This is a genomic window from Acetobacter fabarum, from assembly GCF_029069195.1.
In the GTDB taxonomy this organism is placed as follows: domain Bacteria; phylum Pseudomonadota; class Alphaproteobacteria; order Acetobacterales; family Acetobacteraceae; genus Acetobacter; species Acetobacter fabarum_A.
In genome coordinates, this window is record NZ_JARDYK010000003.1 from 239,754 (window position 1) to 258,235 (window position 18,482).

Below are 18,482 nucleotides of genomic sequence, written 5' to 3' on the forward strand. Positions count from 1 at the left end.
AAACTATAAAGTTCGATGCTCTCTAAAATTTGTTTTTTACAGTATTGGGGTCATTCTCCCAAGGAGTTTCCAGTAAAAAATCTAGCGCGCAGCAGGGTGGACAGAAACCGGAACGGCAGGTCGGCTCAGGTCTTCTGCCTGTTGAATGGGGCCGCGGGCATGGAAAAAACCAGGAACTGAAAGAATGATATTGGCTGCCTGCTCAAGGCAGGACAGGGTTCGGTCGCGCGTCAGGGATAACCCCGCTTCCTGTGTTGGAATGGTGCGGATGACCTGGGCAGCCTGCTTGAGCGCATGAGCTGTTTCTGCCGGATTGTGGCGGAGTTGGGCAAAGGCGTTCAATGCGTTTGTCAGAGTGGTCTGAGCCTGCGGGTCCAGTGCTGCGTGAGCCGCATTCCACTTGAGCCGCACAATCAGCCTGCCAAGGGAGAGTGAGGCAAAGGCTGCGTCCGTGTAGCCCTGCCGATCCAGATTGGTGGTCATGAAGGAGAGGCGCATCATCAGGCGTGAGATTTTTTGCAGTTGCAGCCCTTCCCACGCCACCCAGGGTTCGGTGCGGCCATAAGGGGTGCGCGCCAGTTTTTGAATGCTGCGCGTCAGGGACGTTACCAGCCGTGCGGCATCCAGCCTGTGATCGGCTGGCAGAATAACCTTGAAGACAATAGCCAGCAGGGCGCATGCGGCAATTATGCTCATCCAGTTGTTGGTCAGGGTCAGGTCGTCATAAACAATCGGGTTGTTGACGGAGAGCATCATGGTAAAAAACACGGCATACCCGAATGCGCCAATGCTGTAACGCGGGTGGAACTGCAACCACACGCCCGGCAGCAGGAACAGGCAGAGACTCAACCAGAGCAGCGGGTAGCCATCTATACGGGGTAGGGCCAGTGTGTGGCACAAAAACCCCATGGGTACGGCCAGCAGGGTACCTGCCGCCATCATGGGGCTGGCTTTGGCTGCCGAAGGGGTGGTGGACAAAAGGCTCGATGCCGCAACGGTGTATATGATCAGCAGTGGGCCCGAACTCCAGTGCAGAACATACCATAACATACCGGCCAGCAAGGCAATAAAACTCCCACGTACGCCGTTGCGCAGGGCTGTTGGCCATTCCAGATAGGGCTGGATGTTGACCTGTGTGCGGTCGGGGTGCGGGCTGGTCAGGTCGTGCAGGGCAAGGTCCATCTGCACCAGCGCGTCTCGTGTGTTGTCCAGCGCGGCCAGGGTGGTGGTGCTGGTGGTCTGGCGGGCAAGCTGTTCCAGCGTTTTAAGTGCGTCATGCAGGCAGGTGGAGAGCGGGGCGGGACTGGTCAGCCAGTTAGGGTTTTCGGTCAGTTCCAGAATCCGGCCCAGTGTCTGGGCAACCAGCAGGTGCACGGCGCGGGTTTCTTCCACCCCGGCGGAAAAAGTCAGCCAGTATGGGTGGTAGCTGACAATCAGCCCGGTCAGGCGGCTCAGGCACAGGCGCAGGTTGCGTACGCGGTTTTGCATGTCCGGGTCGTCGGCTGCAGCAAATTCTATGGCGGGTGTCAGGCCGGACATGTTGGCCAGCAGTTTGCTGCGACTGTCATAGATTGGCTGGCTGAGCCCCCGAAAAGCCGCATTGGCGCTCTGGGTTTTCTGCTCCTGCTTTTCCAGGGTGCTGGTTACGGTGGCCTCGAGCGCTTCGGGCGTTGTGCGCTCGCTTTCGGCTTTATGGAAGGTTCTGGCGTGCAGAACGGTTTCTCTGAACGTCTGGCCGAGTTTGTGCAGTACAGTGCTGGGTTTGCGTACGGATGTGACCATGAACACGCAGGCCGTGACCAGAATACCCGTTGCCACAACAGAAAGGCGGCTCATGGCGGACAGAAAAATTCCGTCGGGGTCGGCAAAGGCGGGGGCTGCGATAATTACGATCGTATAGCCGGTCAGCACTGCTGCATAGGCACGGAAAAACCGTAAAAACGTGGCGACCATGCAGGCAAGACCGACAAAAATGGACAGAACTGCAAAGTAAAGAACAGGGGACTGCACAAAAACAGCCATAACCCCCACACTGATCGTAGCCCCGATCAGCGTGCCAATAAGACGCCACACGCTTTTGGAGACCATGGCCCCAACCGTGGGGTTGGAGACGATCAGCACCGTTGTCGCCGCGCTGAGCGGGGACTGGAGCTGAAAAACAAAAGCCAGAAAAAGCGCGATACCAATGGAAAGGAACACACGGATGGTATAGCCCGCCGTAGCGGTAAAGCCATTCCAGCGGGTGTCATCTGCAAAAACTGCGGGGACAAAACGCTGGTTGACCCATTGCATGAACGAGCCGGGCAGAGTGTGCAGGTCAGAGCGTGTGGGCATGGTGTGCTTCGAGCAAGGAGGAGAGGGTCTGTGTGAGGGTCTTGGCCTGATCTAAGGGGAGTGAGTGCCGTATGGTCTGCTCAAGTTCGGCGGCGATCGCATGGAACAGCCTGCATTGTTCCTGCCCGGCATCTGTCAGGAACAGGCGTTTTGCGCGGCGGTCCTGAGCATCGGGTTTGCGGGTGATCAGCTTCTGTTTTTCCAGAAGGTCAAGTACGCGTACCAGTGCCGAGCAGTCTATGGTCATGGTCTGGGCCAGATCGCGCTGGGTTGCCCCTTCAGGCAGCATGCACAGGTAGGCCATGGGGCGCATGACAGCAAGGGACATGCCATGCGGGCGCAGGGCCCGGTCCAGTTGCGTGCGCCAGAGCGTTGCCAGTCGCATGACCCGGAAGGTCAGCGCCATGCCGGGAAAATACGTTTCGTCCAGTGCTGGCATGTGGCGCTGCTCAGTCATGTGGTCCATAAGTTAGTGTCATTATAGTTGAGATAAAAAGTATATGGCTAAAGTAGGCCAGTCCGCTTTACGGGTCAATCATGTTCCGTGCTCCCTGTTTCAGGGCAGGGTATGGTCCTTCCGCCCTGTTCATGCCGCGCAGCCATGCTCGGCCACAATGCGACACGCCTTGAATCGACATGGTTTTTGTGCACATCATGCCTGCACTTGATGGTGCCCCTGACCGGGGGTGAAAAGGGAAGATCGGTGCAAGGCCGTCGCTGCCCCCGCAACTGTAAGTACCCATCATGTTCCGCTCCGGCCCTGTTCGGGGTCGCCACTGGTTCTTTCGGGACTCGGGAAGGCTGCGGAACAGTGTTTTGCGTCAGCCCATGCTGGCACAGGCAGGGTACAAGCCAGGAGACCTGCCATCACAAGTCTGTAAGGCCGTTCCTGCTGGAATGGTTGCGTTCTGGCGTTGTCTCCTGGCGGGGTGCCCGGCAGGCACGGATGCACCCGGTGGTGCGTTTTCTTTGCCATATGCGTGGCAGAGGGCTGGTTGTTACTGCCCCATGCCTGCCACGCCTCCATATTGTGGAATCAATGGCCTGTTGGAAAGACGCATGACCACCGAACACTCCCTGCTTTTCCCTTCTGTCCATGCAGTACAGGCAGAGCCACCCGTGCTGCATGTCTGCGTTACGTGCAGGCGGGGCGGGCCTGCCATGGATTGCCCGCCGGGGGCGCAACTGCTCGAGCGCCTGCAAAACCTGCTGGATGCGGAGCGTCTGGCTGGGGCTACTCCTTGCGCAACGCTGCGCCCGGTGGCGTGTCTGGCGGCATGTGACAGGGGGTGTACTGCGGCCATAGCCATGCCCGGGCGCTGGACATGGCTGCTGGGCCACCTCGGGCCGGAAAAAGCGGAGGATATTCTGGCTTATGCCCGCCAGTACGCGGCTTCCGCCAAAGGGACTGTCATGCCGTCGCGCCGTCCGGCAGCGCTGGCCAATATGGTGCTGGGGCGCGTGCCCGCAATACTTTACAACGAACAGGAAGAATCATGACTGCTGCGAAGACACGCGTGCCCGTAACCATTATCACCGGGTTTCTGGGCGCTGGTAAAACTACCCTGCTGCGACACCTGCTCAGCCGTGCGCAGGGGCACCGCATTGCCGTGGTGGTCAATGAATTCGGCTCGCTTGGTATTGATGGCGAAATCCTGCGTGGCTGCGGGGTGGAAGGCTGCCGTGAGGAAGATATTGTCGAACTGACCAATGGTTGTCTGTGTTGTACTGTAGCTGATGACTTTTTGCCAACCATGGAGGCTCTTCTGGACCGGGCCGACCCGCCTGAACATGTGGTGATCGAAACATCGGGTCTGGCCCTGCCCAAACCTCTGCTCAAGGCTTTTGGCTGGCCCACGGTGCGTAACCGCATGACGGTGGACGGTGTTGTCGCCGTGGTGGATGCTCCCGCCGTAGCCGCCGGGCGCTTTGCGGATGACCCGCAGGCCGTGGAAGCACAGCGGGCCGAAGACCCCTCACTGGATCACGACAACCCACTGGCCGAGGTGTTTGAAGACCAGATCAATGCCGCTGATCTGGTGGTGCTGAACAAGACAGACCTGCTGGATGCGGAGCAACTGGCCATTGTTGAGCAGCATATCCGTGACCATGCTCCCCGCCCCGTGCAGATTGTGCGGGCAACGGAAGGCAGGGTGGACCCCGCCGTGCTGCTGGGCATTGGCGCTGCGGCCGAGAGCGACCTTGCTGCCCGCCCATCCCACCATGATGCGGAAGATGGCGAGCACGAGCATGATGATTTTGAAAGCTTTGTGGTAGCCGTGCCCGAGCAGCACAGTGTGGATGAATTTCTGACCACCCTGCAAAATACGGCGCGTAGTTTTGACGTGCTGCGCATGAAAGGCTTTGCAGCCGTTGCGGGCAAACCCATGCGTCTGGCCGTGCAGGGTGTGGGCAGCCGCTTCCGGCACGAATTTGACCGTCCCCTTGGCGCGGGGGAGGACCGTACGGGCCGCATTGTGGTGATCGGCCAGAAAGGGCTGGATGCTACGGCCATTGCCACTGCTCTGGCAGGTCACCTGGCTGCGTAAGGGAGTTTACGGGCATGCACCTTCTGGTCCGCGAAAACCGGACACTGGATGAGCAGGATACAGCCGAAGATCTGGGCCTGCCCGGTGCGGATATTGTTGTCCTGTCCTTTACGGACAGCGATCTGCTGGGGCTGCGCCACGCGGCACAGCAGATGCGCGCGCAGGCGCATGCCCGTCTGCCGTCCGTTCAGGTGACAAGTCTGGCCCGTCTGCGGCACCCCATGTCGATCGATCTGTATGTGGAAAGCACCCTGCAAGGTGCCAGATGCGTGGTGGTGCGTCTGCTGGGTGGACTGGATTACTGGCGTTACGGTGTGGAGGAACTGGCGGTCTGGGCGCGTGAGCAGGCTGTGCCTGTCGTGTTCCTGCCCGGCCATGCCGGGTGTGGCGTGGTGGACCAGCCAGTAGGTGGTCTGGTGGATGATGCCCGTCTGGCGGAGCTGTCCTATGGTGTGCAGGCCACCCAGAGACAGCGCCTGAACGGTTTTTTTGCCCAAGGTGGGCCTGCCAACATGGCCGCAGCCCTGCGGCTTATGTCAGCCCTTGCCGGGCGTGGGAAGGATGACGACACAAAACCTGAACCGCTGCCCACATGGGGTATTTACCGCACGTATCCGGCTGCAGGAGGGGTGGAGGGCTGTTCGGTGGTGCTTGTTGTTTACCGCGCGCATCTTCAGGCCTCGGACATGGCAGGGGTGGAGCGGCTGGCCGAAGTGCTGGCCGCGCAGGGCTGCACCCTGGCGGTGCTGTTTGTTACATCCCTCAAGGACAACGACGTGGCGCAGGGTGTGGCCGCATACCTGCGCGGCACAAAGCCCGATGTGGTGTTGAACGCCACCTGTTTTTCCGCTCGTGGGGGGCAGGGAAGCTCTCCGCTGGATGCGGCGGATGCGCCTGTTTTGCAGGTGCTCCAGCCGGGCTGCACACAGGTATTGTGGGCCAAAAGCGCGCGGGGGCTGGGGCGCTCGGACTTGGCCATGCAGGTTGTTCTGCCAGAACTTGATGGAACAATCGCCACATTTCCCATTTCTTTCCGTCGGGAGGCGGCTCCGGGGCTGCCCGCCCAGCGTGTGGCGTATGAAGAGGGTATTGCCATGGTGGCGGCGCGGGCCATGGCATGGGCGCGGTTGCGGCGTGCGCCTGTAGAGCAAAAACAGGTTGGCATTGTGCTCTCGGATTACCCCGGAGCGGGGCTTGAGCAAGGCAGTGCGCATGTGGCCCATGCCGTTGGTCTGGACGGTTTTGCCAGCCTCCACAATATTGTGGAGCATATGCAGCAGCAGGGGTACCGGGTGGGAGAGCTACCGGTGCCAACTGCGCAGGAACTGGCCCGTCGTATGGCCCAGTCCCCCCCGCAGGCTGTTTTGTCTCTGGCGGACTATAAGGCCCTGAGCGCGGAGTTGCCGATGGATTTCATGGCCACCATTGCAGACGCATGGGGCCAGCCGGAGCAGGATGCTGCGGTCAAGGACGGTGTATTCCACCTGCGTTACCTGACTTTGGGCAACATAACCCTTGCCGTGCAACCCGACCGGGGGAAAACCGCAGAGCGTAAAGCCACCTATCATGACCCGGACCAGCCGCCGTGCCATGCCTATGTGGCGTTCTACCTCTGGCTACGCCGTATTCAAAAACTGGATGCGCTGGTGCATCTGGGCACTCATGGCACGCTGGAATGGCTGCCCGGCAAGGTAACGGCCCTTTCCCCGTTCTGTGCGCCTGCGGTGCTTGTGGGGGCGATGCCGGTCATTTACCCCTTTATTGTGAATAATCCAGGGGAAGCCGCTGCAGCCCGCAGGCGTTTGGGCGCAGTGACCATCGGGCATATGACGCCCCCGGTCATGCAGGCCAGCCTGTCGGGTGAAATGCAGGAACTCGAACGCCTGATTGATGAATATGCAGAAGCCGATGGGCTGGACCCCCGCCGTGGCGCTCTGTTACGGGCGGATATTTTAGAACGCGCAACCCGCACGGGTGTTCTGGCCGAAAGTGGTGTCAGGCCCGGAGAGTTGGATGAAACGGAAGCACTTGCGCGGTTGGATGCGTATCTGTGCGATGTCAAGGACCTGCAGATCCGTGATGGGCTGCATGTTTTTGGCAAAACAGCGCCACGCTGCACGGCTCTTGTGCAAACCATTGCCCAGGCATGTGGCAGGTCGGAGGATCAGCCATTTGTGGCCGACGTGACGCAGCGCATACAGCAGTGTGGCACGGCGGAAATGCATGCTCTTCTGGGGGCTCTGGCGGGGCAGCCGGTTGCGGCCGGGCCAGCCGGTGCCCCTACGCGCGGGCGTATTGACGTGCTGCCAACCGGGCGCAACCTTTTTACCGTGGACCCGCGTGCCCTGCCAACGCCTTCTGCCGTGGTGCTGGCTACCCGGATGGAACAGGTGCTGCTGACCCGCCACCTGCAAGAACACGGCGAATCTCTGACCAGACTTGTGATGGATATGTGGGGTTCGGCCAGCCTGCGCACGGGCGGGGAGGATCTGGCTCTGGCGCTGCGCCTTATGGGGGTGGAGGTGCAGCGTACTGCCAGCACGGGCCATGTGTGCGGGTTCGAGGTTATTCCCCTCCCTGTGCTGGACCGGCCCAGAGTAGATGTCACGCTTCGTATTTCTGGTCTTTTCCGGGATGCCTTTGCCGAGCAGATTGCCCTGTTCGATCAGGCGGTAAGCGCTGTTGCCGCCCGGCGTGAGCCGGATGACTGGAACCCCCTTGCCGCACAGGCCCGCGGGCTGGAGGGGGAGGCCCGCCAACGGGCTACGGCACGTATTTTTGGTGCCGCAGCAGGGACTTACGGTACGGGAGTGGAGGAATATCTGCTCCATGGCACATGGCATAACCGTGAAGAACTGGGTGCTGCATGGCTGGAAGGTTCATCGTGGATGTATGGTGGCGGGCGGGATGGCACGCGCGATCAGGCCGCCCTGTCCGCCCTGCTGGGACGGGCTGAAACAGTTTTGCATGTGCAGGACAATGCCGAGACCGATCTGCTGGAAAGCCCCGATATTGCTGCGCATGAAGGGGGGCTGGCCGCCGCCAGCCACATGGCGGGGGGAGCACCTGCGGTTCTGCACGGAGATACATCCCGCCCACAGTCCCCTCGCCTGCGCGGGACAGCCGATGAGGTCGCACGCATTGTGCGGGGCCGTCTGGCCAACCCGCAATGGATAAAAGGCATGCAGCAGCACGGATACGCCGGTGTTGCCGAACTGGCGCGTGGGCTGGATGCGCTGCACGGTTTTGCCGCCACCATGCCCCAGCGCTTTGATCCGCAGTTTGATCTGGTGTTTGCCGCAACGCTGGGGAATGCGGAATGTGATGGTTTTTTGCAAAAAGCCAACCCGGCAGCAAGGGAGGCCATGCGCCAGCGCTTTAGGGAGGCTATGCGGCGTGGCCTGTGGCACCCACGCGGTAACAGCGTGGCCTGTGTGTTGGATGGAGATGAATAAGGCATGACAACACGGGCCATTATGGTTGCCGCTCCGCGTTCTGGTGGAGGCAAGACAACCCTTACACTGGCCCTGCTGGCCGCTTTTGGCAGACGGGGTCTGCGGGTTGGTGCGGTCAAGACCGGGCCGGATTACATAGACCCGGCTTTTCATGCTGCCATTACGGGTCGCCCGGGCCTTAATCTGGATAGCTGGTGCATGCCCGATGCCCTGCTGGGTAGCGTTATGCAGGCCGCGTGTGAGGATGTGGATATTCTGGTCGTGGAATCGGCCATGGGGCTGTTTGATGGTCTATCCCTGCCCGATGGGCAGCGGGGAGCGCCGTCCGATATTGCTGCGCATTTTGGTATTCCGGTGCTGCTTGTGCTCGACATGTCGGGGCAGGGGCAGTCTGTGGGGCCAATTGCCAAGGGGTTTGCACAGTGGTCTCCCCATGTGCAGGTCAGGGGAGTTGTGCTCAACCGTGTGGCCTCCTCCCGGCATGAGCGGCTGGGGCGTGAGGCCGTGCAGGCAGCGCAGCTCCCCGTTTATGGTGCCTTGATGCGGCAGACGGGGCAGACCCTGCCGGAGCGGCATCTGGGGCTTGTGCAGGCGCGTGAACACGGGAACCTCACCGCCTGGCTGGCTGATCTGGCAGACAAGGCCGAGCGTGAACTGGACCTGGACGGTATTCTGGCCGCTGCCCGGCCCTTGCATGGTGGAGGGCTTGAAAAGCTACCTCGGGCTGGCGTGCTGCCCCCTCCGGGGCAGCGGATTGCGGTGGCGGATGATGCGGCTTTTTCCTTCCTGTACGGGCATCTGGCCTTGTTCTGGCGGCAGGCAGGGGCGGAACTGGTCCCATTTTCTCCCTTGGCGGATGAAGCTCCGGATCCATCCTGCACGGCCTGCTGGTTACCCGGTGGTTACCCTGAACTGCATGCGGGTGTTCTTGCGGGTGCTTCTGCCTTTCGTGCCGGGTTGGCGCAATTTGCCCGGACACGCCCCGTGCATGGCGAATGTGGGGGCTTTATGGTGCTGGGGCAGGGGCTGGAAGATGCACAGGGTGTCAGGCATGGCATGGCAGGCTTGCTTGGCCACAGTACGTCTTTTGCACGGCGTAAGTTGAATTTGGGCTACCGTGAGGCGACTCTTGTAACCGATGGTGTTCTGGGCGCGCGTGGGGCCTGTTTGCGTGGGCACGAGTTCCATTATGCAACCGTAATGGAAGGGGGGCGGGATGCCCCACTGGCCAGCCTGCGCTCTGGCATAGGCGAGGAGTTGGGGATGTGTGGTGGCCAGTGTGGGTTTGTGTCCGGCTCCTTCTTCCATGTGCTGGCCAGTGTGCCCGAGCCGATCACCATGTCTTGCGCCTGAATTAAGGGGGTGGCGGTGTGCTTGGCTTGTCGGCAAAGTGTCCGGGGCAGGTCAGGGCTGGTTTGCCGTGCCCGTCTGGCAGGTGTGAACAACGGACAGAGATGAAAAGAGGAGACAGGCCATGCAGTCTTTTCCTGTATTGCTGGTAAGGCATGCTCCCGTGCTGCTGCCCGAAGGTGTCTGTTACGGCAGGCAGGATGTGGCGTTACGCCCGGGGTGGGAAAAAATCGTGTCCGGGCTTTCGGTTCTGGCCAAGGGTGCAGTCTGCCGTGTGCTGTATAGTTCGCCAGCACAACGCTGTAGGGATATGGCGCAACGTCTGGCCTTGGCAACCGGTATGGAACTGCGGGTGGACCCAAGGCTGGCAGAGCTGGACTTTGGTCGCTGGGAAGGGCTGCGCTGGCAGGATATTGAGCGCAGGCAACTGGATGAATGGGCCAAAGATCCCACCGGTTTTGCCCCGCCGGAGGGGGAGAGCGGTCTGGCGCTATGCCACCGTATTACCGACTTCTGGCAGGATATGCATCATAAGGGGGAGGCCGCGTGTGTGCTTTCACACGGCGGGCCGTTGCGTATTCTCAGTGCACTGGCGGCTGGGGAGCAGCCGGAACTGCTGGCTCCCTCCATGCCGCAGGGTTTTGCGCGGCTGTTTATGGTGGAGCAGGCAGCCACCCGCCCCACTTTGCATCCTGTGGGCTGAACAGGTCGTACGCATTTATCTGATAGACAAAAGAATACCGAAAACCATGAGCAACGAGCAGCATAATACACCAGAGCACGACGCCGAACGCCATAAGGAAAAAATGCGCAAACGCAAGGTTGTGCAGGATAAGGAGGTCGCCAGCAAAACCGGGGAAAAAGGCTTGCTGCTGGTGAATACAGGGCCGGGCAAGGGCAAGTCCACGGCAGCTTTTGGACTTGCGTTGCGCATGCTGGGCTATGACCGGCGTGTGGTGGTGGTGCAGTTTATCAAAGGGGCATGGCATACGGGTGAACGTCGGGTCCTTGAACGTTTTGGTGATCTGGTGGAATGGCACAGCATGGGCGAAGGGTTTACGTGGGAGACACAGGACCGCGCGCGGGATGTGGCAGCGTGCGAGCGCGCATGGGCTGTAGCAGGGCAGGCCCTGACACGGCCCGATGTTGCCCTTGTGGTGCTGGATGAACTGAACGTGGCCTTGCGGTACGAATATCTGGGTATCGAGCAGGTTCTGGCGGACATTAATGCCCGCCCACAGGGCCAGCATGTTGTGGTGACTGGCCGCAACGCCAGACAGCCCATGCTGGACGCGGCTGATCTAGTTACGGAAATGACATTGGTCAGGCACCACTTCAAAGCCGGGATCAAGGCGCAGGAAGGCGTGGAGTTTTGAGCGCTCGGGTTCTGATGGTGCAGGGCACAGGCTCCAGCGTTGGTAAATCCACACTGGTTGCGGGGCTGGCGCGGGCTCTGGTGCGGCGGGGGCTGCGGGTGCTGCCCTTCAAACCACAGAACATGTCCAATAATGCAGCGGTTACACTGGATGGCGGGGAAATCGGGCGGGCACAGGCTCTGCAGGCCCGCGCCTGTGGCGTGCCCCCCATGGCGGATATGAACCCGGTTTTGCTAAAACCACAGGGCGAAACCGGGTCGCAGCTTGTCGTGCGTGGTCAGCGGGTGGATACGGTGGAGGCCCGGCATTACCAGAGCCGTAAAGAGCAGCTTATGCCGCAGGTTCTGCAAAGTTTTAAAACCCTGGCAGCCAGTGCGGATATTGTTCTGGTGGAAGGGGCGGGGTCTGCTTCCGAAGTTAACCTGCGGCGGTATGATATTGCCAATATGGGTTTTGCCCGTGCCGTGCAGGCACCCGTTGTGCTGGTAGGGGATATTGACCGAGGCGGCGTGATTGCCAGCCTTGTTGGCACGCAGGTTGTATTGCAGCCAGAAGATGCAGAGTGCATCAAGGGATTTGTGGTCAATCGCATGCGTGGAGACCCAACCCTGTTTGCCGATGGCATGCGCTTTGTTGCCCAAAAAACTGGCTGGCAAGCGCTTGGGCTGGTGCCTTACCTGCCAGATGTGCATGACCTGCCCGCCGAGGATGCCGCCGATCTTATGGACACCCTGCGAGCAAGGGGGCGGCAGAACCGGATAAGAGGAGCAGAACCAGCACCCCATCTGCGCGTGGTTGTGCCCGTACTGCCCATGATTGCAAATTTTGATGATCTGGACCCGCTCTGTGCCGAACCGGGGGTAGAGGTTATCCCTGTTATGGAAGGGGAAGTCCTGCCTGAAGCGGATGTTATTCTGCTGCCCGGTTCCAAAGCCACTCTGGCAGATCTGGCGTGCCTGCGTGCACGTGGCTGGGCTGGGCAGATTGTGGAACATGCGCAAAAAGATGGTGTGGTTATGGGTATTTGTGGTGGCTACCAGATGCTGGGCCATAGCGTTGCCGATCCGCACGGCACGGAAGGCCCGGCCTGCACGGCGCAGGGGCTTGGGCTGTTACCCATCCATACTGTTCTGGGTGATAATAAAAGACTTGAATATGGCAGAGGTTTTCTTGTTGATGGTGGGCAGCCTGTTGCAGGATACGAAATGCATCTGGGGCAGACCCACCGACCGGAGGGCTTTGTCCCTCTTCTGCGGCTGAACGGGCAGGCAGAGGGATGCGTGTCGGAGAATGGTCGGGTCTGGGGGACATACCTGCATGGTGTGTTTACGTACCGTGCAGCACGTCTGGCATTGCTTGAGCGTGCCGGGGGGGCAGTGTTTGCGCCAGCGGGGGCATGGGCGCAGGCCGGGCAGACCCTGCCGGACACCCATGATGGTATGGTGGATGCCGCACTGGACCATCTGGCCGATCACCTGGAACGATACATGGATATAGATGCTCTTCTGGCGCTGGCCCGCCAGCCGGTGTACGCTACCTGATGGCAAAGGGGTGCATACCCCGGACCCGTGTGCAAGCTAGCGGGCAATCCATTTGCGGCGAGCGGGGTTGCGCTGTTCCCAGCCACGGCGCTCAAGTTCGGGCGAGCTGGCAGTTTCCAGCGGATAACCAACGCACAGATAAGCCAGAAACTGCCATTCCGGGTTAATGCCCAGGACCCTGTTGGCTTCTTTTGGGTCCAGAATGGAAACCCAGCCAACACCAATGCCCCGTGCTGTTGCCGCCAGCCAGAAGGTATGGATGGCCATAACCGCAGACCATGTTGTGGTCTGCGGCATGGTGCCACGGCCCAGCCCCCGGCCTTGCGTGGGGTTGGTTTCGCAGAAAACGGCAATATGGTGGGGGGCATCGTCCAGCCCGGCCAGTTTGAGCGATGCGTAGTGCTGTGCATCGTCTCCACCTCGTCCAGCCAGTTCGCGCGCATTGCTGTGGGCGAAGTTCTCGCGGATCGCATGGCGGCGGGTCGGGCTATCCACCTTTACAAAACGCCAGGGCTCGCTCAGCCCTACGGATGGGGCCATGCAGGCGGTTTCCAGCAGGTGCGTCAGGGTGCGATCGGGGAGCGGGTCTGTCCGGAAATGGCGCACATCCCTTCGCCATGTAAAAAGCTGCTCAAGTTCGGCTGCAAAAGCGGGGGAAAAGGAGGGTGCGTTCATGCCCCTATCATGCCGCTAAGTGCGGCGCACAGCAAGCCGGCAATAAGCAGGCCGCACGCGCGCCGGTAAAGGCGCAGACCCCGTTCCAGATCTGCTATACCAGCTCCGGACGAGCCGCTGCCAATCCATGGGTCTTTGACTATTTTGCCGCCATAGGAGCGTGGGCCTGCCAGCAGGGTGTTCAGGGCCGCGGCCATGGCGGCTTCGGGCCAGCCTGCGTTGGGGGAGCGGTGGTGGGGCGCATCGCGCTTTATGGTCCGCCAGATGTGGGGCCATTGCCGCCGTGGAGCGGCCAGCATCAGGCATAGGGCGGCCAGGCGGGAGGCTGGCAGGTTGATCAGGTCATCCAGTTTGGCCGCAGCCATGCCAAAGGCCCTGTAACGGGGGTTCAGGTGGCCGATCATGCTATCGGCCGTATTGACGCATTTGTAAAAAACAGCTCCGGGCAGGCCAAACAGTGCGGTCCAGAACAATGGAGCCACAATCCCGTCCGAAAAATTTTCGGCCAGACTTTCCAGTGCTGCGCGCACAACACCGGCTTCATCCAGTGTGGTGGTGTCTCGCCCTACGATCATGCCTACGGCTTTGCGGCCAGCAGTCAGGCCATTGTGGCGCAGGGCCGTGCCAACAGCATGCACATGTGCCCATAGCGAGCGCTGTGCAACAAGCGTGCTGGTCAGCCCCGCCTGTACAAGCAGCATGACAGGGGCAGGCAAAAGAGTATAACCCACCTCAAGCAGGCCGACTGTAAGAGCAACAGGTATGGTAATAATCAGCGCCAGCGCCACAAAACCCAGTAACCGCCGTGTGCGCTCGGATGTGTTCCTTCTGTTCAGCACATGTTCGAGCCGGTCGATCAGCGCGCCAATCCACATAACGGGGTGGCCGATCATGTTCAGCAGGGGGGGCGGGTAGCCCCAGGCGGCTTCCATGCCAGCGGCAAGGGCTGCGACTGGCAAGGTGGTGGAGAGGGGGAAGAACGGCATGGGGAGCAGGTATGAACACTAAGCTGACACAAAAGGTGATGGACGCTACCATGCACCACGTAGTGCTGCCTAACGGTTTGTCCTCCGTGGCGGGTGCAGCAGAACTGCCGGTGCCCAGTCATGGCGGGCAGGTGCAGGCTGTCATGCGGCATTTTGTGGGCGCACCTGAACCTTTTATGGACCTGTCCACAGGGATTAACCCTGCTGCGTACCCGCTGGTCTGGCCAGACCCCAAAGCCTTGCAGCGCCTGCCCGAAGAAGGAGAGGAGCAGGCGTTGCAACAGATTGCCGCCTGTGCCTATGGCGTGCCAACGCCTGACATGGTGGTGACAGGGGCGGGAAGCCAGAGCCTTATAGCCCTGCTTCCCCGGTTGCTGGGGGCACGGCGGGCCTGCGTGCTGGGGCCAACCTATTCAGGCCACAGGCAGGCGTGGGAGCACAATGGCGTGTCATGCAGCGGCGTGGAGCATGTGCAGCAGGTCCGCCATGCCGCGCAGCAGACTGGAACGGCCTGCGTGATCTGCAACCCCAATAACCCTGATGGCCGCTTGCTGGGTGTGCAGGAGCTTGCCGCTGTGGCGGAGTTATGTGCACAGGCGGGGAGCTGGCTTGTGGTGGATGAGGCGTTCGGAGATTTCTGTACCCGCAGTATGGCCTCCATACTGCCGCATCCGGCACTTGTGGTGCTGCGTTCGTTTGGCAAGAGCTATGGTTTGCCAGGTGTACGTCTGGGCTTTTTGCTGGCTGCTCCCGCACTGGCACAAAAAGCGCGGTCTTTGCTGGGTGCCTGGCCGGTAGGGGCGGTTGCCCTTGCCGCAGGCATGCAGGCACTGGCCGATACGCACTGGTTGCAGCAGGCTGCGCATAAAGCCCGTCTGGCCCATGCAAGACTGACAGATATGTTGCATGGTGCGGGTCTTGCGTGGCGGGGGCAGGCCACGTTGTTCACGCTTGTTGATACCCCTCATGCGTATGGGTTGTGGGTGCACCTGTGCGGTCACGGCATTGTAACCCGCCGCTTTGCTGATCGCCCCGACTGCCTGCGGATGGGCCTGCCTGCCAACGAGCCAGAATGGACCCGGCTGGCATGTGCACTCAAGGCATGGCGGGAGGCCCCGCAGAGCGCGTAAAAAAGAGATGGATATGGCATGGAGTGGTGGATTTTAGCGCCTTCTGGTTAGGAAATTCCTCTATGTCATATTTTCATCAAACTGTTTGTCACGCTTTCCTCTTCCCTTTTTTGCGGCATGGTTCATAGAAGGAGACAGGCAGAAAAGGATACCGCCATGCAAGACCAAGACGAAGTGATCGTAGGCTACCTCATCCAGCGTGAAGATGCAGAGGGTGAACTGTCCTTCTGGGAGCCACGGAATGAGTGGCAGGAAGACCCTAATGAAGGCAAGCTCTACGAAAAGGTGGAAGAAGCCGAAGCAGACGCCAAAGCCCTGCAGGAAGGGGATGATGCAACCATTACGGTAGAACTGGTCTTCGAAGCAGATGACGAAGACTGGGACGAAGAAGAAGAAGACGCTCCCAAAGCCTGAGAAGACGCCCCTGTGTGCCGCTTTGCCAAACAGGGCGGCACGCAGGCAGGGTGCCCGCCCTGTTTGGCGGGGTTTAGGTTACTGCTGCATAAAAAGTTAAAAGCAGGCACTCCACTACAACTGCGCAGCACCCCAGCACATCCCCCGTAAAACCACCGAGCAGACGCCTGGCGCATAACGCAACAAGTGCCGCTGTGGCGCAGCCAATGCCCGTAGGGGCAGCCATAAGCGCAAGAGAGGCCCACAATCCTGAGTGGCCATATTCCGTAATGCTCAGGCAGGCCGTGCCCCCCACCGCCATAAAAACCGCTCCCCACAGGGACATGGCGGGAAGGGGAGAGAGCATGCGTGCCAGCCCGTTGGTACGGGCCGGGGGCACAAGGGCTGGCACCAGCAGCATAGCCATTCTGGCAAGGCCAGCAACTGTGGCGCATACTCCAATACCTGCCCATACGGGGAGTGCCGCCAGTGCTGCTGCGCGTACAAGCAGGCTGAGCCCAAGGGCTATAACGCCGTAACTGCCCACATGGCTGTCCCTCATGATGGCCAGCCTGCGTTCTGGTGTGCTGCCACCACAGCCATCGGCCATATCTGCCAGTCCATCTTCATGCAGACCACCTGTCAGAAGGTTCTGGCAGGCGAGGGCTAGACCGGCAGCAGCAAGGGGAGGCACATGTGCCACACGGAGGGCTGCCAGCACACTGCCGGTTAACGCGCCGATCAGCGAGGCAATAACCGGCCAGCACCAGATTGATCTGACCAGTGGCCAGGGTTGGGAGCTGTGTCTGTCCGCCGGTGGGGCCAGCCTGCTGGCTGGCAGGCGTGTCAGCAGGCTAAGGCCGCATGCAAGGTCCAGCCTGCGCCTGTCCAGCCAATGGCCGAGTTGTGCGAATGTCATGTTTTTTCAGAAACAGCGGCTTGGGCAAAGGTTGCCATGCCCGTATGGCACGCAACTGCCGCACGCAGGACGGGAATGGCCAGCGCGGCACCGGAGCCTTCTCCAAGGCGCAGGCCAAGCCCGCTTAGAATGGGCCGCATGTGCAGGTGCCGGGCCAGCCGGGCGGTATGCCCAGCTTCGGTCGGGCAGTGGGAGAGGGCGGTATGGTCCAGCGCATTGGGGTGCAGGTGAGCCAGAGGTGCGACCGCTGCGGTGCAGACAAACCCGTCGAGTATGACAGGAATATGCATCAGCCGGGCCGCAAGGGTTGCGCCCAGTGTTGCAGCCAGTTCGTACCCGCCCAGACGGCGGGTTACTTCCAGGGGGTGCGCCAGATGGGCGGCGTGGTGCTGGAGTGCCGTGTCTATGACCTCGGCTTTATGTGCCGTGCCCGCAGCGTCCAGCCCGGTGCCCTGCCCGGCCCAGTCTGCACCGCTCTGGCGGGTCAGGGCTGCGCACAGGGCGGAGGCGGCGGTTGTGTTGCCTATGCCCATTTCGCCCAGGCAAAGCAGGTCGCATGTCCGGGGTACAGCGTTAAAACCGACCTGCACGGCGTTTAGAAAGCCCTGCTCCGTCATGGCCGGGCTGGTGGTAAAATCTGCTGTGGGAACCAGATTGTTAAGAGCCACCACGGCCAGTTCCGCCTGTGCCACGCGGGCAAGCTGGTTAATGGCAGCCCCGCCATGTTCAAAATTCTGCACCATCTGGGCAGTGACCTCCACAGGCCAGGGCGAGACATGCTGCGCCATGATACCATGGTTGCCCGCAAAAATGAGCACCTGCACATGTTCCAGCCGGGGGGATGCGCTGTGTTGCCATCCGCCTAGCCAGCGTGTCATCTCCTCCAGATAGCCAAGGCTGCCGGGTGGTTTGGTCAGTTCCATCTCTCTTTGCGCTATGGCCTGCTGTGCCTGCATGTCGGGGGGAGGCAGGTCCGCGCACAGGGCTTCCAGCGCAAGCAGGGAGGTAAACGGGCCGGGCAGGGGAGGGATGGAAGAAGAAGGCATGGAGGCAATTGTGTGCTGTTATGGAGGTTCACGCAAATGGAAACAGGGGCAGACGCGCGTATGCACAGTGTAAGGCTCAATCTCCACAGGGGAGGTGTCGCAGGGAGCCTGCTTGTGCTGGGCGGTGCAAGGTCGGGTAAAAGCCGCTTTGCCGAAAATGCCATAACAGCCCTGTCCGGCCCAAGGATATACCTGGCCACGTGCCGCGCGTTTGATGATGAAATGCATGACCGCATTGCCCGGCACAGGCATGAGCGCGCCAGTGCGGGCTGGCAGACGGTGGAAGAAGCCCTGAATGTGGCCGACGTGCTCCACCAGCACCCCAGCACTCCGGTATTGCTGGACTGCCTGACCTTATGGCTGACCAATCTTTTGCTTGACGGGCAGGAGGTGGAAGGCCCCACCGCAGCCCTGCTGGCCAGTTTGCGGGCACGCACCGCTCCCACCGTACTGGTGGGGAACGAGGTCGGGCTGGGTATTGTGCCCCAGAACCCGCTTGGGCGGCGCTTCAGGGACGAGGCCGGGCTCCTGCACCAGCGTCTGGCGGCCTGTGTGGGTAAGGTTGTCTTTGTAGCGGCAGGGCTGCCCATGGTGCTCAAGAACGAAGGCGCTTCTGCCTAGGCTCAGGACCTATTAATTTATTGAACTGAATGTGTTGTTGTGATTCACAGGCTTACCGATGGAGGGTGGGCGTGTGAGTGATGTGTTTATGCTGTCTGAGAGCCAGA

16 protein-coding genes and 1 riboswitch are annotated in these 18,482 nt (G+C 60.8%); of the genes, 10 read left to right on the plus strand and 6 right to left on the minus strand.

Annotated elements, in window-relative coordinates; genetic code table 11:
* Positions 1-81 precede the first annotated feature (81 nt).
* Together PY793_RS06760 and PY793_RS06765 are read right to left on the minus strand one after the other, a co-directional pair.
* Positions 82-2,292 (minus strand): FUSC family protein, encoded by a 2,211-nt coding sequence (locus tag PY793_RS06760; protein ID WP_275177357.1) that lies wholly within the window; start codon positions 2,290-2,292, stop codon positions 82-84.
* A gap of 25 nt (positions 2,293-2,317) precedes the next feature.
* Entirely contained in the window at positions 2,318-2,791 is a 474-nt protein-coding gene (locus PY793_RS06765) for a MarR family winged helix-turn-helix transcriptional regulator (protein ID WP_275177321.1), read from the minus strand.
* Between the two features lie 194 nt (positions 2,792-2,985).
* Positions 2,986-3,217, plus strand: a riboswitch (cobalamin riboswitch).
* A 176-nt stretch (positions 3,218-3,393) separates the two neighbouring features.
* Here PY793_RS06765 and PY793_RS06770 point away from each other — a divergent pair.
* The 7 genes from PY793_RS06770 (at position 3,394) to PY793_RS06800 (ending at position 12,605) form a co-directional block, all read left to right on the plus strand.
* A complete protein-coding gene (locus tag PY793_RS06770) occupies positions 3,394-3,834 on the plus strand; it encodes a DUF1636 domain-containing protein (RefSeq protein ID WP_275177322.1) in 441 nt (146 codons plus the stop codon).
* Positions 3,831-4,883 carry a cobalamin biosynthesis protein CobW gene (gene cobW, locus PY793_RS06775; RefSeq protein ID WP_275177323.1) on the plus strand — a complete coding sequence of 351 codons (1,053 nt, stop codon included), beginning with the start codon at positions 3,831-3,833 and terminating at the stop codon, positions 4,881-4,883. Before PY793_RS06770 ends, cobW begins: the two co-directional genes overlap by 4 nt.
* Positions 4,884-4,897: 14 nt before the next feature.
* A complete protein-coding gene (gene cobN, locus PY793_RS06780; RefSeq protein ID WP_275177324.1) occupies positions 4,898-8,338 on the plus strand; it encodes a cobaltochelatase subunit CobN in 3,441 nt (1,146 codons plus the stop codon).
* A 3-nt stretch (positions 8,339-8,341) separates the two neighbouring features.
* Positions 8,342-9,691 (plus strand): cobyrinic acid a,c-diamide synthase CobB, encoded by a 1,350-nt coding sequence (locus PY793_RS06785; protein WP_275177325.1) that lies wholly within the window; start codon positions 8,342-8,344, stop codon positions 9,689-9,691.
* A gap of 121 nt (positions 9,692-9,812) precedes the next feature.
* Positions 9,813-10,391 carry a histidine phosphatase family protein gene (locus PY793_RS06790; RefSeq protein WP_275177326.1) on the plus strand — a complete coding sequence of 193 codons (579 nt, stop codon included), beginning with the start codon at positions 9,813-9,815 and terminating at the stop codon, positions 10,389-10,391.
* A gap of 46 nt (positions 10,392-10,437) precedes the next feature.
* Entirely contained in the window at positions 10,438-11,064 is a 627-nt protein-coding gene (cobO, locus tag PY793_RS06795) for a cob(I)yrinic acid a,c-diamide adenosyltransferase (RefSeq protein ID WP_275177327.1), read from the plus strand.
* Between the two features lie 14 nt (positions 11,065-11,078).
* Positions 11,079-12,605, plus strand: coding sequence for a cobyric acid synthase (locus PY793_RS06800; RefSeq protein WP_275177358.1), 1,527 nt, complete (start codon positions 11,079-11,081; stop codon positions 12,603-12,605).
* 36 nt (positions 12,606-12,641) lie between these two features.
* On the opposite strand, the gene bluB is transcribed toward PY793_RS06800, so the two are convergent.
* Both bluB and cbiB read right to left on the minus strand, forming a co-directional pair.
* Complete coding sequence (gene bluB, locus PY793_RS06805) at positions 12,642-13,280, minus strand: 5,6-dimethylbenzimidazole synthase (RefSeq protein ID WP_275177328.1); 639 nt, start codon at positions 13,278-13,280, stop codon at positions 12,642-12,644.
* Positions 13,277-14,266 carry an adenosylcobinamide-phosphate synthase CbiB gene (gene cbiB / locus PY793_RS06810; protein WP_275177329.1) on the minus strand — a complete coding sequence of 330 codons (990 nt, stop codon included), beginning with the start codon at positions 14,264-14,266 and terminating at the stop codon, positions 13,277-13,279. The genes bluB and cbiB overlap by 4 nt, the downstream gene beginning before the upstream one ends.
* Before the next feature lie 11 nt (positions 14,267-14,277).
* Here cbiB and cobD point away from each other — a divergent pair, with 11 nt between their 5' ends.
* Both cobD and PY793_RS06820 read left to right on the plus strand, forming a co-directional pair.
* Positions 14,278-15,396 carry a threonine-phosphate decarboxylase CobD gene (gene cobD / locus PY793_RS06815; protein WP_275177330.1) on the plus strand — a complete coding sequence of 373 codons (1,119 nt, stop codon included), beginning with the start codon at positions 14,278-14,280 and terminating at the stop codon, positions 15,394-15,396.
* Between the two features lie 156 nt (positions 15,397-15,552).
* Positions 15,553-15,810: a hypothetical protein gene (locus tag PY793_RS06820; RefSeq protein ID WP_275177331.1), complete on the plus strand. Its 258-nt coding sequence runs from the start codon at positions 15,553-15,555 to the stop codon at positions 15,808-15,810.
* A gap of 73 nt (positions 15,811-15,883) precedes the next feature.
* On the opposite strand, the gene PY793_RS06825 is transcribed toward PY793_RS06820, so the two are convergent.
* Both PY793_RS06825 and cobT read right to left on the minus strand, forming a co-directional pair.
* The gene (locus tag PY793_RS06825; protein WP_275177332.1) at positions 15,884-16,708 is read right to left on the minus strand and encodes an adenosylcobinamide-GDP ribazoletransferase; all 825 of its coding nucleotides are present in this window, start codon (positions 16,706-16,708) and stop codon (positions 15,884-15,886) included.
* A complete protein-coding gene (gene cobT / locus PY793_RS06830; RefSeq protein ID WP_275177333.1) occupies positions 16,705-17,754 on the minus strand; it encodes a nicotinate-nucleotide--dimethylbenzimidazole phosphoribosyltransferase in 1,050 nt (349 codons plus the stop codon). The genes PY793_RS06825 and cobT overlap by 4 nt, the downstream gene beginning before the upstream one ends.
* 60 nt (positions 17,755-17,814) lie before the next feature.
* Here cobT and cobU point away from each other — a divergent pair, with 60 nt between their 5' ends.
* Positions 17,815-18,375: a bifunctional adenosylcobinamide kinase/adenosylcobinamide-phosphate guanylyltransferase gene (gene cobU / locus PY793_RS06835; RefSeq protein ID WP_275177359.1), complete on the plus strand. Its 561-nt coding sequence runs from the start codon at positions 17,815-17,817 to the stop codon at positions 18,373-18,375.
* Positions 18,376-18,482 lie beyond the last annotated feature (107 nt).